At 54.1% G+C, this 19,489-nt stretch carries 12 protein-coding genes; 3 read left to right on the forward strand and 9 right to left on the reverse strand.

What is annotated here, in order from left to right:
* Positions 1 to 252, forward strand: a 252-nt coding sequence (locus PHF27_RS01115) for a hypothetical protein (RefSeq protein ID WP_300065035.1), incomplete at its 5' end; no start/stop codon positions are given.
* Positions 253 to 383: 131 nt separating this feature from the next.
* On the opposite strand, the gene PHF27_RS01120 is transcribed toward PHF27_RS01115, so the two are convergent.
* The 7 genes from PHF27_RS01120 to PHF27_RS01150 form a co-directional block, all read right to left on the reverse strand.
* The gene (locus PHF27_RS01120) at positions 384 to 1,766 is read right to left on the reverse strand and encodes an amino acid permease (RefSeq protein WP_300065037.1); all 1,383 of its coding nucleotides are present in this window, start codon (positions 1,764 to 1,766) and stop codon (positions 384 to 386) included.
* A 314-nt stretch (positions 1,767 to 2,080) separates the two neighbouring features.
* On the reverse strand, positions 2,081 to 4,918 hold the full coding sequence (locus tag PHF27_RS01125) for an FAD-binding and (Fe-S)-binding domain-containing protein (RefSeq protein ID WP_300065039.1): 2,838 nt from the start codon (positions 4,916 to 4,918) through the stop codon (positions 2,081 to 2,083).
* A gap of 351 nt (positions 4,919 to 5,269) precedes the next feature.
* Positions 5,270 to 5,578 (reverse strand): DUF4405 domain-containing protein, encoded by a 309-nt coding sequence (locus PHF27_RS01130; RefSeq protein ID WP_300065041.1) that lies wholly within the window; start codon positions 5,576 to 5,578, stop codon positions 5,270 to 5,272.
* Positions 5,579 to 5,665: 87 nt separating this feature from the next.
* Positions 5,666 to 7,003, reverse strand: coding sequence for an MFS transporter (locus tag PHF27_RS01135; RefSeq protein ID WP_300065043.1), 1,338 nt, complete (start codon positions 7,001 to 7,003; stop codon positions 5,666 to 5,668).
* Entirely contained in the window at positions 6,954 to 7,397 is a 444-nt protein-coding gene (locus tag PHF27_RS01140) for a hotdog domain-containing protein (RefSeq protein ID WP_300065045.1), read from the reverse strand. The genes PHF27_RS01135 and PHF27_RS01140 overlap by 50 nt, the downstream gene beginning before the upstream one ends.
* Before the next feature lie 90 nt (positions 7,398 to 7,487).
* Entirely contained in the window at positions 7,488 to 9,149 is a 1,662-nt protein-coding gene (locus PHF27_RS01145) for an HD domain-containing phosphohydrolase (protein ID WP_300065047.1), read from the reverse strand.
* Positions 9,146 to 10,222 (reverse strand): FIST C-terminal domain-containing protein, encoded by a 1,077-nt coding sequence (locus PHF27_RS01150; protein ID WP_300065049.1) that lies wholly within the window; start codon positions 10,220 to 10,222, stop codon positions 9,146 to 9,148. The genes PHF27_RS01145 and PHF27_RS01150 overlap by 4 nt, the downstream gene beginning before the upstream one ends.
* Before the next feature lie 256 nt (positions 10,223 to 10,478).
* On the opposite strand from PHF27_RS01150, the gene PHF27_RS01155 reads away from it, so the two are divergent.
* Positions 10,479 to 11,207: a ubiquinone/menaquinone biosynthesis methyltransferase gene (locus PHF27_RS01155; RefSeq protein WP_300065051.1), complete on the forward strand. Its 729-nt coding sequence runs from the start codon at positions 10,479 to 10,481 to the stop codon at positions 11,205 to 11,207.
* Between the two features lies 1 nt (position 11,208).
* Positions 11,209 to 12,066, forward strand: a complete 858-nt coding sequence (locus PHF27_RS01160) for a UbiA-like polyprenyltransferase (protein WP_300065053.1) — start codon at positions 11,209 to 11,211, stop codon at positions 12,064 to 12,066.
* Between the two features lie 284 nt (positions 12,067 to 12,350).
* Here PHF27_RS01160 and addA read toward each other — a convergent pair whose 3' ends face one another.
* Both addA and addB read right to left on the reverse strand, forming a co-directional pair.
* Positions 12,351 to 16,013, reverse strand: coding sequence for a helicase-exonuclease AddAB subunit AddA (gene addA, locus PHF27_RS01165; RefSeq protein WP_300065055.1), 3,663 nt, complete (start codon positions 16,011 to 16,013; stop codon positions 12,351 to 12,353).
* On the reverse strand, positions 16,010 to 19,477 hold the full coding sequence (gene addB, locus PHF27_RS01170) for a helicase-exonuclease AddAB subunit AddB (RefSeq protein WP_300065057.1): 3,468 nt from the start codon (positions 19,475 to 19,477) through the stop codon (positions 16,010 to 16,012). The genes addA and addB overlap by 4 nt, the downstream gene beginning before the upstream one ends.
* Between the last annotated feature and the right edge of the window lie 12 nt (positions 19,478 to 19,489).

Below are 19,489 nucleotides of genomic sequence, written 5' to 3' on the forward strand. Positions count from 1 at the left end.
ATTCCAAATCATAGCTGCCATATTCAAAATGCATGTGATAGTCAATACGCATTATCTATTCCTCCTCGCCGTATCTCGGGTATAACGTTTTATGTTTCGCCTGTTTTGCGGCAATCTCCTGCTTTGAAAAAGGAACGAAACACAGAGGAACAGAGTAACCGAGGAATGCCAGAGAAAAAATTGAACAGGAGAACCAGAGTCGCGGGAGGGTACTCAGGAGAAGAACCGGTACAATTTTCAACAGAAGTATAGGGAACAAAGGGAGGGATCGGCAGAGGACTGCGGCGGTCGTGATTGTATTTGAGACTTTTATTGGAGCAAGACGGTCCGCAGGACGAAAAAGAACCGGCATTATGCCGGCTCTCTTGGGTCTTCTATTTTATTTAGTCATTGCCTTCGAGCACCGGCGTACGGCACCAATGGCGGCGAGCCTTATACCAAAAAATGGGCAAAATCAAAAAGGGAACGCCGATGAATAAGGCGTTACGCAATTCGTCTACCAACGCCATCACCAGCAAGCAGCCCACCTGCACCCAAATACCAAAATACGTAACATATGGAAACAGGGGCACTTTAAAACGCAAGCTATGCTCTTCCCCAGCCGCCTGCAGGCGATTACGAAAGTTCAACTGGCTCCAGCAGATGGAGATCCACGCCACAGCGCCGGAAAACCCGGATAAAGCCAGCAAATACGTATAGATGGTCTCACTGGCATCCAACGAGTACGCCACCACTCCAATCCAGCAGGCCATAACCGACATCACCGTTGCATTTTGAGGCACGCCTTTATCACTCAGGCGTCCCAACCAAGCAGGAGCCATCCCTTCGCGCGCCAAAGCGTACAAAGCGCGGCTGCAGCCGTACAAGCCGGAATTAGAGCAGGAAATGGCCGCGGTCAGCACCACAAAGGAGAACAAAGCTCCCGCCCATTCCAAATCGTACGCCGACAGCGCGGCGGCAAAAACGCTTTCTTCCAGACTGGCCTTATCCCAAGGATAAATGGTAACTAAAAGTCCTAAGGGAATAATATATAAAGACAAGATGCGCCAAACAATATTTTTAATCGCCATCGGAATGCTTTTCGCCGGATCCTGGCTTTCGCCGGCAGCCAAGCCAATAATCTCAGAACCCTGGAAATTCACCAAAATAATGACCATCGTCAAAAAGACCGCCCAATAGCCATTCGGCGCTACGCCGCCGCTGGAGAGAAGCACCGACGAGCCCAAAAAGCCTTCACTGCCCACCAGGCCAAGCAAAATCAGGCAGCCCAAGACCACAAACAACACCAAGGCCGCCACCTTGATCAAAGCCAGCCAAAACTCCAGTTCCCCAAAGGTTTTGACATAAGACAAATTGATAAAGGTAATCAAAAGCCCGAAAAGCACCGCCCACCACATCGTGCTGATATCCGGGAAAAAATTATTCATAATAATGCCGCCGGCAATCATTTCCGAAGGCACATAGGTTACCCAAGTCAGCCAATAACACCAGCCTACGCCGCAAGCCCAGGACGGAGAAATATATTCCTTGGCATAGGTGACAAAGGAACTGGCTACCGGTCTGGCTACGGCCAGCTCGCCCAGGCAGAACATCACCGCCAACACAATTAAACCGCCCAGCAAGTAGGAGAAAATGGCAGCCGGCCCCGCCTTACTCAGGACATATCCTGTTCCCAAAAAATAACCGCTGCCAATAATGCCTCCAAGGGCGATCATTTGCAAATGACGGCTTTTCAAGCCGCGGACCATAGTACGTTCCTGCTGCATGCCTTTTCCTCCTTTGTTGTCTTTTTGCAATGCACTTGCTTTATCATAAAAGAATCCGCCCTGCTTGTAAATACTTTTACTGTATTTTTTCAGCATTTTCAGCTGTTTTTCTATGTTTTTTCAGAGCCAACAGCATTTGCGCCATGTTATCAGTTGGTTATTCCTATTTTCCTCTGTTTTCCACAAAAAAGCTCAATTAAACTTCAAAAGCCCCTACAAGCCATTTTGTGGCCTGCAGGGGCTTTTGCGCCCAAAAATCTCGGTTAGATGTCTCTTACATTCGCTAAAGACCCCTCGGTCTTCATTACAAGTTTTTACGCGTTCCCCTTGGCTTTGGTCGCCCGATCCACCAGGTACGCCACCGATTGATAGCTTAAGCCGCTGGCGCTGGAAAGGCCGATTTCACAGGTACGGCTGTTGGAGTAGCCGGAGGTAGTTTCCGGCGGCAGCGCTTCTTTGAGTCCTTCCAACGCCGACGCATTCAACTCCGGCGTTTCAAACCCAGCGTCTCCTGCAAAACCGCAGCATTTGATTTTAGGCGGCCGCACCACTTTAGCCGCGCATTTCTGCGCCACAGCGAGAAACTTATCTTGCAGGCCCATCTTAAGCGAGCTGCAGGTGACATGAACGGCCACGGTTTCCGGCAGCTGCGTAAATTCCAGCTTATCCAGCAGGAAGTCATGAATAAATTCCGCCGGTTCATAGAGCTTCAACTCGCTCTTAAACACCCGACGCATGCGATAGACGCAGGGGCTTGTGTCGCACAAGACAGGAATAGCCCCATCGTTACTGGCTTTGAGCAGTTTCTTCTCCAGCTTGGCCGCCATGCGGTCGCCGATCTCGGGCAAGCCTTTGCTTTCAAAAGGCATGCCGCAGCAAAGCTCATCCATATCGGACGGATAGATCACTGCATAGCCCGCTTTTTCCAGCACCGATATCATGGCCTCGGTCAAAGAACGAGCGTCTCGATCTTCTTTGGCCGGTCCCATGCTGCGCCCCAGACAGCTGGGGAAGTAGACAACCTGATGCTGCGCCTTTTTCGGCTTCAGCTTCGGCTTAGCTAGAACCGCGCCTTTGGGCATCCAAGGCGTCCATTGCGGCGATGCGCCGCCGGAGATGGTATGCGCCATTTTGGAAAGGCTGTTCATAGCATTGGTTCCCAGCAGAGAATGTGCAAAATTAGCCAGCCCCAACGCAATGCGAGCGGTCGAGGTAATCCCGGCAAAATGCCCTGCCACAAACTCGGCGATGCGCCGGGCGTCCTGGCTCATATGCTGCGCCCGCCAATGCTTGGTATGATCGCCGGTATTGATCTTCACCGGACAAGGCAGCTGACACAAACCGTCCGTAGCACAGGTCTTATCGCCAAAATACTCATAACCCTTCAGCAGTTCCGCCAAGCGTTCCGGATCTTGTCCGCTTTTTTGCAGGCGCGCGATTTCCCGCTGCAGCACAATACGCTGACGCGGCGTAACCGTAAGATTCCGGGACGGACAATTACTTTCGCAATAGCCGCACTCAATGCACTTATCAATGAGAGGATGCGCCACTACGGCGGGCTTGATGTTTTCCAAATGCAAGTTGGCTTTGTCAGTGATGATTACATCTGGATTGATCAGCCCTTCGGGATCAAAGAGCTTTTTAATGCGCCGCATAAATTGGTATGCCTGACGGCCCCATTCCATTTCCACATAAGGCGCCATATTCCGGCCCGTGCCATGCTCCGCCTTCAACGAACCGTTATAGCGATGCACCACCAATTCCGCTACATCGTCCATCAAATCCGCATAACGCTTGATTTCCGTTTCATTAGAAAAATCCTGAGAAAAAACAAAGTGCAGATTGCCGTCCAACGCATGTCCGTAAATAATACCCTCGTGATAACCATGCTTATCCATGGCGCGGCGCAAATCGAGCGTCGCTTCCGCCAAATGTTCCAGAGGGAAGGCGACGTCTTCAATCAACACCGTCGTGCCGGCTGGTCGCACATTGCCCACAGCGGGGAACACATTTTTACGAATGTCCCAGTAGCGCTCATACTCCGCTTTCACCGTGGTAAACTCAATAGGCATCACGGTTGGTATGCCCTCTAAACGTTCTTTGACGCCGTCAATACAGCGATGCAGCTCTTCATGGTCGTTCGCCCGCACTTCCACCAAAATAGCGGTTACCTCTTCCCCAAATTCCTTGAGGTATGCCGGCATGCCCGGCTCGTCTTCCACCGAGCGCAGGCCGATGCGGTCCACCATCTCCGTTGCCGATACCAACGGCCGGTACAAACGCATAACGCCTTGACAAGCAGTGCCGATATCGGGGAAGAAAATCATCGCCGAAGCTTTGTGCTCCTGCTCCACCACCGTACGGTAAGTGATTTCCGCAATAAAGCCTAAGGTGCCTTCAGAACCGATAAAGAGGTGATTCAAAATGTCGAAAACGTCCTGATAGTCTACAAACGCATTGAGGCTGTACCCGGTAGTGTTCTTGATTTTGAACTTATGCCGGATGCGCTCCACCAGCTCCGGCTGCGCGGCAATCTCATCCCGCAGCAGCTCAATTTCCGCCAGCAGCTCTTTATGGCTTTGACGAAAAGCGATTTTAGACGCTTCGTCACCAGTATCAAGAAGCGTGCCGTCTGGAAAAATAATTTTCATGGAAGCTACGGTTTTGTAGCTGTTGTCGCTAGTGCCGCAGCACATACCGCTGGCGTTGTTGGCGGCAATGCCGCCGATCATGGCCGCATTAATCGAGGCCGGGTCCGGGCCGATTTTACGCGCATACGGTTTGAGGTACAAATTGGCCTCCGCGCCAATAATCCCCGGTTCCAGCACGATTTTATCCCCGTCCTCCAGTACTTCATAACGCCCCCAGGCGCCGGTAAGCATAACCAGAACTGAATCGGTCACCGCCTGCCCGGACAGACTGGTTCCTGCCGCCCGAAAGGTAAGAGGCACTTTGTGCAAATGAGCTGCATGAATGACAGCCGTGACTTCCGGCACCGTCCTCACTTTTACGACAATTTTAGGAATCAATCGATAAAAGCTGGCATCTGTGCCATAAGCCAGGGTCCGCACCGGATCCGTAAAAATACGACTCTCCGGGATGGTGCTGCGGATCTCAGCATGAAACTGTTGATACTGTTCCGGTAAATTCATTCTCTGCACCGCCTTTGTAGAGATTTTTTAAGAAAAATGATTCTTAAAGATATATTCTGCAAAAATTCATTCTTTCCTGCAAAACAAAAAACCGCTTGCGCGGTCTTTGGAAAAGACGTAACTCAGAGTAACAGAGGAAAACAGAGAACGGCCAGAGGAAGTACGGAGATTGAACAAGAGTCGCGGGAGTCGCGAGAGGGTTCGACTGAGGCTACGGCGGCAATGATTGTATTTGAGACTTTTATTGGAGCAAGACGGTCCGCAGGACGAAAATGCTGGCGAAGGCGGATGATAGTTTCGCCTGTTTGAGCACAGCGAGTTAGTATATAAAAAAGCCGCTTGCGCGGCTTTTTACATTGATTTCATGCCAACTACAGCAGCCAGCAGCACCACCGTTACAGCGCCCGCTTGCCAACAAGCAGCCCGACTCAGGCCGAAATAGCGACTCAAAGCCTTCCGGTTGAGCCACCCATGGATCAACAGGATAACAGTCACTCCCAGACTCAGGTAAATATGGACGTCCTTATAAATCCCCTTGGACAGACCCAAAAAAGCCCCGCGGCCAGGAACCAGCCACAAAACCAAGCCTGTCACTAAGGAAATCAAAAAAAGACTTAATGCCAATACAGTCACAGCCGGCCGCAGTCTTTCCAAATTCATTTTCATACACCCTTTCTTTTGTGATTATATCTAGTATAAACAAGGACTGTGACAGCTTCGTGACAGCCTGATTACAGTTTGCCTACCTTAACATTTTTCATCCGGCCCTAAATGACCGGAGTCTTGATAAATTTGGCAAGCCTTGCCCTGAAACGACGGCAGCTGCCACAAAAAAAGAATAGCCGCGGCCAAACAAGCCCAGCCGCAATATTGCAGCATAGTCAAGACGCCAAACCAATCCGCCCCCTGCCCTGCTGCAATGCAGCCCACGGGAACCAAGCCGAGAAAAGACATATTGTAAAAACTCATAACCCGCCCTCTCAAATGGTCGGGAACCATGTGCTGCAGCAAGGTATTGACGCCGACAATCAAAAAAAGCAGCCCTACTCCTAACGCAAACAGCAAGACACCTGCCGCCTCTACCGATACGCCTGCAGACAGCCCCAGCAGACTCAAGGCCGCCAAAAGCGCCGCCGCGCCAACCCAGCGCTCCAAACCGACAATACTGCGCCGAAAGGCTAGAATCAGCGCTCCGCATAAAGAACCGGCGCCAGCCATCGCCATCAACGTTCCCAACAGCGGCGCGCCGCCGCCAAAATAACGCACTGCCAGCACTGGCAGCAGTACCGTATAAGGCATGGCGGAAAGACTCATCAGCGCCAACAATTGCAGCAATTGCCGAATGGGAGGATGCCCGAAGGTATAATTCCAACCGTCCCGAAAGCCCCGTCGCCAGCTTTTTTTCTCCGTTTCTTTTTCTAATGCAGCAAGACGCAGCAAAACCAAGGAAAGCAACGAAAAAAGGTAACTTACCGCATTAAGAGCGAAGCACATCGCTTCGCCAACCAAGGGAATCAAAAGCCCCCCCAACGCTGGCCCTACTAACCGAGTTGCGTTGAACATGACGGAATTTAAGGCGATGGCGTTGCCCCGATCTTCACGCGCCTCCACCAGCTCCACAACCAAAGCCTGGCGCGCCGGCATATCTGCCGCATTAATGCAGCCCAAGAATAGACTCAGCGCCAGCAAATGCCAGATTTCTTCGCTGCCCGTCCAGACCAGCAAGGCTAAGATTGTCGCCTGCAACAAAGAAAGCGCCTGGGTGGCAACAAGCACCTGCCTTCGCGGCAAGCGATCCACCCAGACGCCGATAAATGGCGAAAAAAGCAAACTAGGAATCTGCCCGGCAAAACTTACCAAGCCCAGCAGCAAGCCAGACCCCGTCAAGCGATATACCAACCAGCTCATAGCAATGCTTTGTACCCATGTACCTAATAAAGACAGCCCTTGACCGCAAAAGAACAGACGAAAGTTACGATAGGCCAGAGCGCGTCCTAAGAGGCGCCCTTGCCTACGCAACTGACGAAGCTGTTGCTTAATGATCGCTGCGATTTTGCGGTCTTCTGAGTTTACTGGCCCGTTCATAGAGCTCCTTTTCTTCCTCCGTCTCCGGCTCCACCACAATGCCGTGCGGCGCCGAATGACCGGTCTCATCCACATGAATAAAGGTCAAAAAGCCGTCAACTACAAACTCTTCCTTGTCGGCGGTCACCACATCTACATATACGACCAGACTGGAACGCCCTGTATAAACAACGCGGCTGTCAAAACGCAGAATACTGCCTTTTTTTACGGGCCGGTTGAAAACCATGCCATGCACCGTAGCGCATACGGTCTCTGCTGTACAGGTCAGGCTGGCGGCAGCCACAAAGCCGGCTTCCACAAACCAGGCAGCGCCGCGACCGGCGAACAAAGTCCCGTGATGATTGGTATCGGCCCCGGTCACCAAATGATGCGTCTCAAAATTCTTTATTGCCATCTTTTTTCCCCCTGCTTATCGAATGATTTTTGCGAATTTTCACTTGTTTAGAGTGTAATACAAAATACAAAGAATGACAAGCAGGCTACATTATCCTTCATCAAAAGACAACATCTCTTGAAACGCCTTCACCACATCCGAATCAAATTGGCTGCCGGCACAGCGCTCCAACTCCGCCAACGCCTCTATTCTGCTTAGCGGCGCTCGATGCACGCGCGTCCCTGTCATCGATTCATAGGCGTCAGCCACAGCCAGCACTCTGCTGAGATAGGGAATTTCTTCCCCTTGCAGCTTGCCCGGATACCCAGCGCCGTCCCAACGTTCATGGTGATGCAGGATGAGTTTTGCCAAAGGAGCCAGTTCCGGCATCATCTGCGCCAGCTGAGCCCCTTTTTCCGCATGGCTCTCCATCAAAGTCCGCTCTGCCGGCGTATATACAGCGTCCTTGTTTACCAGCACCTCCGGCAGCAGCAGCGTCCCTACATCATGAAACATCGCCAATAAGCGCAGTGATTCCTCGCTGTCCGGCAACTGCAAATAACGGCCAAAACGAACCAAAATTCCTTCCAGCCGCTGCACATGGGGCCCAGTCCAACGGCTGCCAACCTCCAGCATGCGCCGCAGCCTAGCCAGTCCTCCCTGGTCGTACTGAGAAGTAAACTTATATTTTTCCGCATACATGGCGCTATCCGCAGCCTGCAAAAGGTTCTGACTGGCCATCTGAGACAAATCACCCCAGGCCCAGCCCACAGACAAAGAAACACGCGCCGCCTTAGCCTCCCAGTCAAGAAATTCCGCTTTCTGCTTCATCAACTCTTCCGGCTCATCACAATACAAAGCCACAAATTCATCACCGCCAATGCGCGCCAACAGCTCCGCATCCCCAAAGGCCGCCTGTAATACGCCGCTGACACGGCGCAGCAATTCATCTCCTGCTTCATGGCCTTCCAGGTCGTTAGCCAGCTTCAAATCATTGACATCAATGGCCAAAACCCCTAAGGTTCCCTGGTTCATTTCCGCCAATTCCTGGCGCAAGCGCTCAAAGCGGGAACGATTGGCCAAGCCTGTCAAGGCATCTTTTTCACTATAAATGCGCAGTTGTTCTTCCACTCGCTTGCGTTCAATGATTTCTTGACGCAGTTTTGCATTGGAGTCCAATAGCTGCTCCGTTCTCTTGGTCACGCGCAACTCCAGTTGATTGTTTAAAGAACGCACTTCCTCTTCCGCTTGCCGGCGTTCCTCCGCTTCCTCCCGGAGCCGCTCAAAAAGCAAACAGGCTTCCACGGACACTGCAAACTTTTGCATCACCTGTGCCAACATACGCTGCAAGACTTCATTCTCCGCCAGCTCTTCTTGGGCGCTATAGAGCTTGAGCACTCCCATTTTTCCCAAGGGATATAAAAAATAGCAACCACCTTCGATCTGCCGCTCCTGCACCAATTCTTCAAATTCAGACATCTGCGCCGTTACCACCGCTCCGGCGTCATTATCTAAGCAGGCTTTAGCCACAGCAGGCAAGGCGCCCAGCACATTTTCCACATAATAACTCGGATACCCATAGATCAAGCGCGCCCGTTCCTGCGCCTCGTCGTTCAGCCAGACTGCACCATAACGAAAGGTTTTGCGCCGCAAGAGGACTTGCAAAAAGGCGGCGCAATTCTCTTCCAGCTCCAACGTTCGCCCCACCGCCAACGACAATTCATACAAAACCGCCAATTCCCGTACCATCTGGAGCCCCTGTACCGGCTTCATACCATCACTCCAATAACAACGGTTTTATTGCACAATTCCAAGATTCCCTCTGACGGCAAGACAATTTCTCCATAGCTCAGTACGCCATAAGGTTCGCCCAAGTTCGGATTGCGTCGCTGCAAGGTTTGCCGGAGGACTGACAATTCTTTAGTGAAGAAGGACCCTTCCAATTGTTCTCTGGCATAACAGTTCACAATCAAGGCGCCCCGCGCAGCCGTAACTTCTACCTCCTCAGCGGCCGCAGCCACCGAGGCCGCCATAGCCTCTCCTTCAGCGATAAGCACGCTGAGGACGGCGTTTTCCGGCACTTCGCCAGCGCATAGCAGACTGCCGTCTGCTGCTATTTCGATAACACTACGCACCAAGTCCACACTTTCTTCCCGTACAATTCCTAGTGGGTAGCGGCCAACGTCATCTAAAACCAAGCCATGCGCCGCCAGCACCCCCTGATAAGCGGTCCGTGCGCTCTGCCAATTGAGCTCTAAAATACGGTTTTTCTCCGCCTTAGTCACGATCAGTACGTCCGGCAGACTGCTGAAACCATAGCCGCGCGAAGTATGCAGCCCGCAGGCGGCAAACACAGCCAGCCCCGCAGCCTCACACCAACCATCCTGCGTAAACAAAGCCGTACCTGTTTTCTTCAAGTCACTTTCGCCCACAGCGCCAATGCAGCGAATCGAATGGCCCAAGTAATCATACAAGCCGTCCAACAACTGTTCTGTTTCACCGCGCTGGCAGTTGAACAGCAAAAACGCAGTCGTATTCTGCACGTCATGCCGCCAAGGAGGCTCCTCTTGTTTAGGATATAGCGGCAATAAAGGCGCAGCCAAAGTCAACCGCAGCCAACAGGCTCCTTCCTTTTCAACCTGCTCGCCTCGAATGAGCGCAGGAAACAAAGATCCGGCTACAACTACGCCTTTGTCTCGAGCCCACTGCCATACCGCAGGCAGCGCCGCCTGCGAAGCGGAAGCTGCCAGAAGCAGCAATATTTCATTTTCTTTCCATTCGATACGCTCTAACTGCGCCAACCACGCCTCGCTTTGCGAACCGGACAGCCAGCCTTGCATGCTCATGGCCCGGCTCCTTTCCAACAGGTATTGCCGCTTGCAAAAAAAAGCCTGTTTCGTGTATGCTGAAACTAATAGAAAAACTCCGTTTTCAAAAACGCCTCATTCACTCTGTGAAATGCAACGTTAACAACAAATTTTCTTACAAAAGTTATTTCCCTATATTATAAAAGATAGCTTTTCATTTGTCATTACGTTCCAGCAGTCAATCTCAATATATGTCGGATTTTTTCGGACATTATTAGAACAGGAGGAGTTTGCTATGCAATGCTTCCATTTTTATCGCAAAGAAGAAAAAATGCATGCGATCTTTCAAACCATCGCTCCCCGCTACAACTGCCTCAACCGCATGATCAGCTTTTTCCATGATCAATATTGGCGGCGCAAAGCCGTAGAGCAGGCAAATTTCCCGCCCCAGGCCAAGCTTCTGGATGTTTGCTGCGGCACCGGCCGCCTAACGCAAGAATTGCTGCGCCATGGCGGCGAGGAAAGCCGCATTACAGGACTGGATTTTTCCGCTAACATGCTGCGCGAAGCCGAAGCAAATCTTCGCTACCATCCTCAATGCCGCCAAGTTTCCTGGGTTCATGGCAATGCGCTGCACTTGCCCTTTGCCGACGCCTCCTTTGACGGCGTTTCTATCGCCTTCGGCTTGTACAGCGTCGCGGGCACGGAACAGGTGCTGCAAGAAATGCTGCGCGTACTTCGTCCCGGCGGCAAGCTGCTATTGCTTGAGCTTTCTCAGCCCGCCGACACCGCTCTGACGCCCTTGTTCCACTTTTATTTTGAACATATACTGCCCTTAGCAGGCAGCTTGTACCTGGGCCTTCCGATCACTTTTCAGCGCTGGCTGCCGGAATCGCTGCATACGCTTCCCTCGCGCGAAGCAATCTCTCAAATTCTAGCGCAGCTGGGCGCCGCAACCACCTCTTGGAAAAGTCTAACAAACGGCATGGTCGCCATCGGCACTGCTGTTAAAAGCGAGGCTTAACATGCAGACATTGCGCATTTTTCTGGAAATGATCAAGTTCAAGCATACTTTATTCGCTCTGCCTTTCGCCTATGCGGGTGCGCTGCTAACGGCGCAGCGCGTGCCCTCTCTGCACGATCTTTTCTGGATCACTGTCGCCATGGCCGGCGCCCGTACCGCCGCTATGTCCTTTAACCGTCTGGCGGATCGACATTTTGACGCTGCCAACCCCCGCACCGCCAACCGCGCTCTGCCCCAAAATCAATTAAGCCTTTTAGCCGTGTCTCTCTACACGCTGCTTTCTTTGCTCCTCTTGGCCCTGGCGGCTTTTCAGCTCAGCTCGCTGGCTGTAAAACTGCTGCTGCCAGTCGTCTTTTGCCTGACCTTCTACTCCTATACCAAGCGATTCACCTGGCTATGTCATCTCTTTCTCGGCGCTACTTTGGGCCTAGCGCCTCTTTGCGCCTGGGCGGCTATTGCCGATACGCTCAGCTTGCCAGCCCTCTCTTTGTGGGGCGGCGTCCTCTTCTGGGTAGCCGGCTTTGACATCATTTATGCCTGCAGCGATATGGAATTTGACCGCCAAGCCGGACTGTACTCGATTCCGGCTCGCTTTGGCCTCGCTCACTCACTGCGCCTGGCCGCCTTTTTCCATGTCTTTGCAGCCGGTTTTTTCGTAATTACCGGCTGGCTTTTAGCGCTGGGCCCCTGGTACTGGGCGGCCCTTGGCGTCGCCGCTTTTCCGCTTTGGTGGCAGCACCATTTAGTTAGCCCGGCGGATCTCTCTCGCAGTCAGGTAGCATTTTTCCACTGCAACAGCCTTTTAAGCCTGCTCTTCTTCGCCGGCGTGCTCCTCGACGTGCTGACAAGAGGAATGTGAAGAGCGTGAAGACACGTTTTTAAACAAGAGTATAGGGAGTAACCGGAGGGTATGACTGAGGGTTACGGATTTTATAATTTAATGACTTTTATTAAAATAGAGTCCATGAAAGCAATCTTTCACGGACTCTATTTTTGCTATATCAGATTTCTACGCCTGACTGTCTTGCTTTAATAAAATTCTCAAATATAATAACCGCCGCCTGCGTACCCTCCCTCTACTCACTCTACTCCTGTTAAATTTCGTATCCTCCTGCGTACCCTCCGGTTCTCCGATTCTCCTGTTCAATTTCCCCTCGCTGCTTCTTCTAAAAGAATGGTTTCGCCCAGGGCAAAGGAGTACAGCCAGCATTCTTTGACAGGCTGCCGCAGAATGCCGCCTAACGCGCGGGCGTAGAGCTCCAGCTGCAAACGGTAACGGCTTGCCAATTCTTCCGGCGACAAACCTCGATCACTTTTATAGTCCACCAGAATCCAAGCATCGCCTTCTTTAAACAGCAGATCCGCCACGCCTTGCACAAAGACCGTTTCTTCCTGCCCCGCCACTTCGGGGTAAAATTCCTCCGCCGGCAGCAGGACGCTAAAAGGAACCTCCCGCCGAACTTGCGAGGACGCCAGCAAACGGCTTCCCAGAGCGGACTCTAAAAAAGCGGCAATTTTCGATGCTTCCAAGGCTGCCGCCTGCTCCGGCAGCAGCACTTCCTTGACAACTAGTTCTTCCAACACAGACTGCACCTGTTCTTCGTTCAGCCTGCCCTCTAGCGGCAGATGCTGCATCACCGTGTGCATCCAGACGCCGTATTCGCCGCCCTTCGGCCCTTGCTGCGCCTGCAGAAAAAGAGGCCGGTCATATACAGCGCCTGACCGCGCCGGCCAGGCGCGAGCGCTTTCGTCTACGTCGGCAAAACGCCGCTTAATTTCCGTTACCGAAAGCTTAGCCGCCTTGCCGACCGCGTCCTGCCAAGGATATTGCCACTCCAGGCAGGCCGCGGTTTGAGCCGCTTCGCCTCCAGGCAAAAGCTGGCCTTCTTCTAAACAAGACCAATCGTCAGGCAAGACAGCAGCGCCAGCAGACTCCGCCGCCGCAGGCGGACAAATATGAATCTCCCAGCTGCTTTCATCCGGCAGCAAGCATTCCTCTTGTGGCGCGCCGCCTAAACGACGCAAATCGCCCGCTGCCTGGTGGCGGACCAATGCCGGCCCCAGCCAATCCAAATACCCTTTGGCTTCGGCGATCAAACCGGGGGGCAGCAATTCTTCGCTGCGGCAGCTTTGACGGCACCAATTGGCGGCCGCCTTGTCTGCATGCTTGAGACGTCCCGTTAAAATCAATTTTTCCCGCGCTCGCGTAAGAGCTACATATAAAACCCGCAGTTCTTCGGCCTTTGTCTCCAGTTCCAAGCAATGAGCTACGGCCTTGCGAGCCGCGCCAGGATAGCGGTAGCGCGTATTTACATCAATAACCTGCGGCCCCAAGCCCTGGGTCTTGTGAAAAAGAACCGGTTTCTTCAAATCCTGCAGGTTAAACTGTTTGCCCGCATCGGCCACGACCACGACTGGAAACTCCAGGCCTTTACTTTTGTGAATGGTCATAACCCGTACAACGTTTTCCTGCTCCCCCAAAATTCGAGCCACCGCCATATCAGCGCCGCCTTCGCGCATATCCTCCACAAAGCGCAAAAAGCGGAAAAGGCCTCGGTAATGGGTGCTCTCAAACTGCCGGGCCCGATCATAAAGAGCGCGCAGATTGGCTTGCCGCAGCGCGCCGCCAGGCAGGCCGCCTACATATTCGTAATACCCCGTATCGCGGTATATGCGCAGAAGCAGCTCCGGCACGCCCCGCCGCCGCGCCAAACGACGCCAGCCTTCTAAAAGTTCCACTGCATGTGCCGCTTTGCGGCCTGCTTCCGTTTCCATATCCGCTAAAACCGTCACCGCATCCCACAAATCGCTTCGTTCGGCGCCGGCAAGGCGAATTTCGGCCAACTCTGCCGCTTTACAGCCCACCAAGGGCGAACGTAAAAATGCGGCCAGTGGAATATCTTGCCTTGGATTGTCCACCGCCGCTAAGGCGGCTAAAAGCACTTCTACTTCGATTTCTCGAAAATATCCCTCGTCCACATCGGCGTACGCAGGAATGCCGGCTTCGCGCAAAGCCTCCAGCAGCACCGGTCCTTTGGCCCGCACCGAGCGCAGCAGCACCACCACATCCCGCCAAGCCAACGGCCGATAGCCGCCCAGGCCCTTGTCATATACCTGCACTTGCTCTTCTTGCAGCTTTTGCAGCCGTCGTGCAATGAGCGCCGCTTCGGCAGCAAAGCCTTCCGGCAGTTCTTCAACTGCGCCGTCATCTTCGCTTTCCGCTGCCTCTTTGCCCGTCTCCTCCAGCAGCCAAAGCTCATTAGGTCCTTCCAGACTTTTTCCCTCGCAAGGCGGATACGGCAGCCCCGGCCGCAGGAATTCAGCTTCCCCATACGCCAGCTCCGCCACCTGCGGCTCCATCAACTGTCGAAAAAGATAATTGACCCCTGCCAGTACATTGGCGCGGCTGCGAAAATTCTGCGCCAGATCAATCCGTTCATAGCCCTCGCCCAACACAGGATAGCTTTCATATTTTTCGCGAAACAGTTCCGGCTCCGCCAGACGAAAACGGTATATGCTTTGCTTCACGTCGCCTACTAAAAACAGCCGGCCGCTGGCCGCTGGACACAGACATTGCAAAATAGCCTCCTGCACACCATTCGTATCCTGATATTCATCGACCATTACTTCCTGAAAGCGCTCTTGCAAATCTAGCGCCGCTGCAGAAGAACCTTCACCGTCGTGCAAGACCGCCAAGCAAAAGTGTTCCAAATCGCCAAAGTCCAGCAAGTTGCGGCTGGCCTTGGCTTCGCGAAAGGCGGAGGCAAACTCTAAAGTCACCGCCACCAGCGCCGCCATCAGCGGCTGGCAGTGACGCAAGTCCTCTAAAAGTTCCTCCCCGGGCCGATCGACTAAGACATATACTTTTTCCAGCTGTTTTTTTAATTGATCCCGTCCATGCTTAAAAGCGTCCCTCGCCTCTTGCCCGGCGGGATCTTTCTTGCCGCCGCCCAGACGGGTATAGGCGGTTTTTTCTCCTTGCCTGCAGGCGCGCTCCAGCTCGCTCCAAGTGGAGGCCGCCTGCAGCTCGTCAATGACTGCTGCATATTCCTGCGCCAGCTGCACTTCTTTTTCACCGGCCAATTCCGCTAGTTCCAGCAGTTCCGCCGCCGCAACAGCCAACGACCCTAGACGCAGCTGCGCCTGGCGCAGCAACAGTTTGGCCTGCGGCAGTTCATCAAAGGAAGCCTGCTCCGGCGGCGCAAATACATCCAAACAACTTTTCAGCCACAGCTCTGGCTCTGGAAGCGAGCGGGAGAACTCATAAAGCTCTACAATCATAACGCCCAATTCCGCATCATCGCGCTCGCCGCCATAGCAGTCCGCTAACAGGAACATCGCCGGATCATCCGCAGCATAGCGTTTTTCCAGCACCTCTTCCAGAACATCGCGGCGCAGTAAATCCGCCTCCGCCTGCGAAGCCACGCGAAAACGGGGATCCAGATTCAATTGGTGAAAATGCTGCCGCACCACAGACTGACAAAAAGAATGAATGGTAGAAATAGAAGCCGAACCTAATAACGCCAGCTGCCGTTCCAAGCGTTCCAGCCTGTCTGGCGGCAAATCCTGACGGCTCAGCTCTTTCCCCAGCGCCGCGGCAATCCGTTCTCTCATTTCCAAGGCCGCCGCATTGGTAAAAGTAACGACAAGCAATCTGTCAATATCTAAAGGGTCTGCAACGTCCAACATGCGCTGAATGACCCGTTCCACCAGCACCGCGGTCTTGCCGGAGCCAGCCGCGGCCGAAACCAGTAAATTTTTACGCCTCGCTTCAATCGCCCGGCGCTGCCTCTCTGACCAGCTCATGCTCGATTCTCCCTTTCTGTCGGCAGCAAACGCAGCCATACTTCATCTTCATTCATTTTTTTCAGCAACCGACAAGCTTGGCCTTCTATGGCTCTGTCAAATTGGCAGACGCTTCGATACTCACACCATAGGCACGGACTCTGCCCTTCCAATTCGTACGGCGCCGGCGTTACCTGTCCTTCTAAAATTGCCGCACCGGTTTCCTGCAATACCGTACGCGCGTGCAGCAATAACGCCCCGAACTGCTCCGCCGAGCGTACTTGACGCAAACAAGTCGGATGATAGTCGCCGTCTTTCTTTAACGATATCGATAAAAACTTAGACCAGCTTCCCTCAATGGACGCATCCAGCAGACGAGATACCTGGGGTTCCTGCAGCGTCCAGCCGGGCAGTTTCAATTTTTTAGCCACTTCCGCTTCAATTTCCGCCTCGCTTTTCGGCCCTTCGCCGCTCACGGCCGGATCTTGCAAGAAATAATACAGCATCCCTGCAGGCAGGCATTCCTGGCCAAACAGGCTGCGACCGGCTTCGAGAGCCACCAGTAAGTAGGTCAGCAGCTGCAGGCGCAGGCCATAGTAAATTTGATCGAGATTCAATCCCGCCTTGCCGGACTTATAGTCAATCACAAGCAAATAGCGAAGGCCCTCCTGCTCGGCGCTGTCCACCCTGTCAATCTGCCCGGAAATATCCAAACGCTGCCCTCCGGGCAAACGAAACGTCAGCGGCGGCAGCGCCTGCTCGCCATGACCAAAACACTGCTCCAGCCAACAAGTCTTAAAACTGCCGGCCGCCGCAAAGTCGCTCAATTGTTTCGCCGCCCGGCGCACAGTGCGTCCCAAACGACGCAAAAGGTGCCTGTGCTGACCGGAGCTGAGCAAAATCTCGTTTTGCAGCCGCGGCGCTAAAGCATTCACCACTTCTTCGCACAAAGCCACCCGTTCCTCTTCTCCCGGGTCCGCCCAGCTTTGCCCTTTAGCCGCTATGCGTTCACCATACTCTTTCAAGGATGCATGCAAAAATTGCCCTAAATCCGGCGCCGCCAGGCGAAAAACGGAACGCTGCCGCAAGCCTAAGCCATAACGGGCAAAATGCCGAAACGGACAGGCTTGAAAGGCTTCAAAACGCGTCACGCTGCCGCTGAGGCGCTGACCGCGCAAAGACAAACGCTGCGCCAGTTCCGGCGGCAGCAGCCGTTCGCGGTTATCATGAAACAAGCCTGCCAAGTAGCGCCGCAGCTCCTCCGGCCGGCAGCGAAGCCCCCAATTATACACTTCCCGCCAAGCCGGCGCTAATTCGCCGGTTTCACGATAGCGCCGCAGCACGCCAGGCAACGCCGCCAAAGCTTGCTCCGGCTGCACTGCATAAGAAGCCTCCTCGCCTACTGGAATATCCAGCGGCAAATTTTGCAGCGAAAGCTGCGGCCACAATTCGCGCAGGCGGCGCACAATCAACGAAGGCGCCTGACTTTTTCCCTCTGCGTCAGCCAAGGCGTAACTGAGCCATAGATAGCGGCAGGAGCGACTTAGCGCCGTATATACTAAGAATCTCTCCCCAAGCATGTCCGCCTGCGCTCCCGGCGCCAGCTCCAGCCCTGCGCCGCGTAAAGCGCGCCGCTCGCTGTCGCTCAAAAGTCCCTCGTCCCGAGCACGCCGGGGCAGCGTCCCTTCGTTGACGCCGGGAAGATACACGGCCTTCACATTGGCCAGACTGGTATTGCCCAGCGTCGCCAGCACTACATGATCCAACCCGGGAGGCACTAGGCTGAGAGTCATAGCGTCCAGCCCTTCTTGCAAAAGAGCGGCAAATTCCTCCGGCGGCAGAGACTCCTCCCCCAGAACCTCCACCAGCTGCTCTAAAAGAGCCACCGTCTGCCCCCAAAACTGTCTGTGTTCCAGCGCTTCATCCAATTCTTGCAGCTCTTCGGCTCGCTGCGCCCACTCTTCGAGGCGCAGAGGCGCTTCCAAGCGCTCCAAAAACTGGAATAAAGCCGTTGCTTGGGCTCGCACGGTAGAAGCCCGGCCCAGGGCCAGTTCCAGCTCCGCCAGCGGTTGCGCCGCTTGACGCCGCCAGTTATCGAGGCAAGCCAATTCTTCTTGGCTTGCCTCATCCAAGCCTTCGTCTTCCTCCGCCAAAGCCAGACGCCGCCAATAACGCCACGGCTCCTCCTGCGTCCAGCGGCGTCCGCGCAGGCCAAAGCACAAAACATAGTTTTCCAGTTTATCCACCGCAGCTCGCTCTAACGGAAAAAAATCTGTTTTCAGACAACGAAAAACAGACTCATAGCCCCAATTCCCCATAACGACTTCCAGGGCGGAACGAATAAGCTCCGCCAAGGGATGATGCTGCGCCTGCCGGGGCTGGTCGCTAAAATAAGGAATGCCATGATCCGTCAACGCCGCCTCCAGCCAGTCCCGGTAATCGTCGTCGCGCACCAGCACGGCTATATCGCGCCAACGCCAGCCCTCTTCGCGCGCCAAACGAAGCATGTCTCTAGCAATGCCCGCCGCCTCGGCGCGCCCGTTCGCCGCTTCCGCAAGGACTACGCCCTGCGGCGCTTCCGGCAAGGGGCGTACAGGAAAACGGAAAAACCGCTCTTCCAAGAGCTGCAATGCCGCACTGTCAAAGCGCCATCGTTTCTCCAGATTGACTTCTTCATACTGAGCCCCCAGTTGCGCCGCCAAGCGCCGCAAGTCTTCCCTCGTCCGCCATTGCCGATGAAACAAGGAGGTTTCCGCTTCATAGCGCGCAAGTTCCGCCCCGTCAAGACACAGCGTTACCGTCACCTCTTTGGCAAGAGGCAAGAGCGCCCCTAAAACCGCCAGCTCCTGAGGGTTGAACCAGGCAAAGCCATCCGCCCAAACCTCGCAGCCGCGCAACAACGCCGCCTCTTGGGCCCGTTCGGCCAACAGCGTCATACGGTCTTGCGCATCATGATAGCATTCCTGCAAAGACTGCGAAAACGCTGTGTAAAGAAGCGCCAAGTCATGCAGCTTGTCCGCCAGCAACGTCCGCCCTTGCTGCTGCTCCGTCTGCGCCGCTGCCTGCAAGGCTTCCGGAGGCAAGCGATAGGTTTTACATTCTTCCAAAAGCCCCATGGCCTGCATGGCAAAGCCCCGCTGCCGCGCCGCCCGCCCAAAAGAACGCAGCTGCGGCTCTAGCTGCCGCAAAAGGCGCGTCACCAGCAGCGTTTTTCCTAATTCGTCCAATTGAGGCCGCGCCGCGCCGCCGGTTTCCTGCAATACCCGGTAGGACAAACGCCGAAAGCCCAGCACATGAGCTCGGATAAAGCCTTGCAAACCCGGCGTCGCCGCCAGTTCCCTCTCCACCTGATACGTGGCATGCTCCGGCAGCAGCAGCACTAACGGCGCTCCCTCCGGCTGAGCCAGCAGCTTGCGGCGTATCTCCTCCAAGCACAAATGGGTCTTGCCGCTTCCGGCGCGCCCCATAACCACTCTTAGCTTCATGCCTGCTCCTCC

It is taken from the genome of Anaeromusa sp., from assembly GCF_028691475.1.
In the GTDB taxonomy this organism is placed as follows: domain Bacteria; phylum Bacillota; class Negativicutes; order Anaeromusales; family Anaeromusaceae; genus Anaeromusa.

Excerpts from the sequence above, each read along its gene's own strand:
- PHF27_RS01120 (WP_300065037.1), bottom strand. The coding sequence starts at position 1,766 with ATGCAGCAGGAACGTACTATGGTCCGCGGCTTGAAAAGCCGTCATTTG.
- PHF27_RS01125 (WP_300065039.1), bottom strand. The coding sequence starts at position 4,918 with ATGAATTTACCGGAACAGTATCAACAGTTTCATGCTGAGATCCGCAGC.
- PHF27_RS01130 (WP_300065041.1), bottom strand. The coding sequence starts at position 5,578 with ATGAATTTGGAAAGACTGCGGCCGGCTGTGACTGTATTGGCATTAAGT.
- PHF27_RS01135 (WP_300065043.1), bottom strand. The coding sequence starts at position 7,003 with ATGAACGGGCCAGTAAACTCAGAAGACCGCAAAATCGCAGCGATCATT.
- PHF27_RS01140 (WP_300065045.1), bottom strand. The coding sequence starts at position 7,397 with ATGGCAATAAAGAATTTTGAGACGCATCATTTGGTGACCGGGGCCGAT.
- PHF27_RS01145 (WP_300065047.1), bottom strand. The coding sequence starts at position 9,149 with ATGAAGCCGGTACAGGGGCTCCAGATGGTACGGGAATTGGCGGTTTTG.
- PHF27_RS01150 (WP_300065049.1), bottom strand. The coding sequence starts at position 10,222 with ATGAGCATGCAAGGCTGGCTGTCCGGTTCGCAAAGCGAGGCGTGGTTG.
- PHF27_RS01155 (WP_300065051.1), top strand. The coding sequence starts at position 10,479 with ATGCAATGCTTCCATTTTTATCGCAAAGAAGAAAAAATGCATGCGATC.
- PHF27_RS01160 (WP_300065053.1), top strand. The coding sequence starts at position 11,209 with ATGCAGACATTGCGCATTTTTCTGGAAATGATCAAGTTCAAGCATACT.
- addA (WP_300065055.1), bottom strand. The coding sequence starts at position 16,013 with ATGAGCTGGTCAGAGAGGCAGCGCCGGGCGATTGAAGCGAGGCGTAAA.
- addB (WP_300065057.1), bottom strand. The coding sequence starts at position 19,477 with ATGAAGCTAAGAGTGGTTATGGGGCGCGCCGGAAGCGGCAAGACCCAT.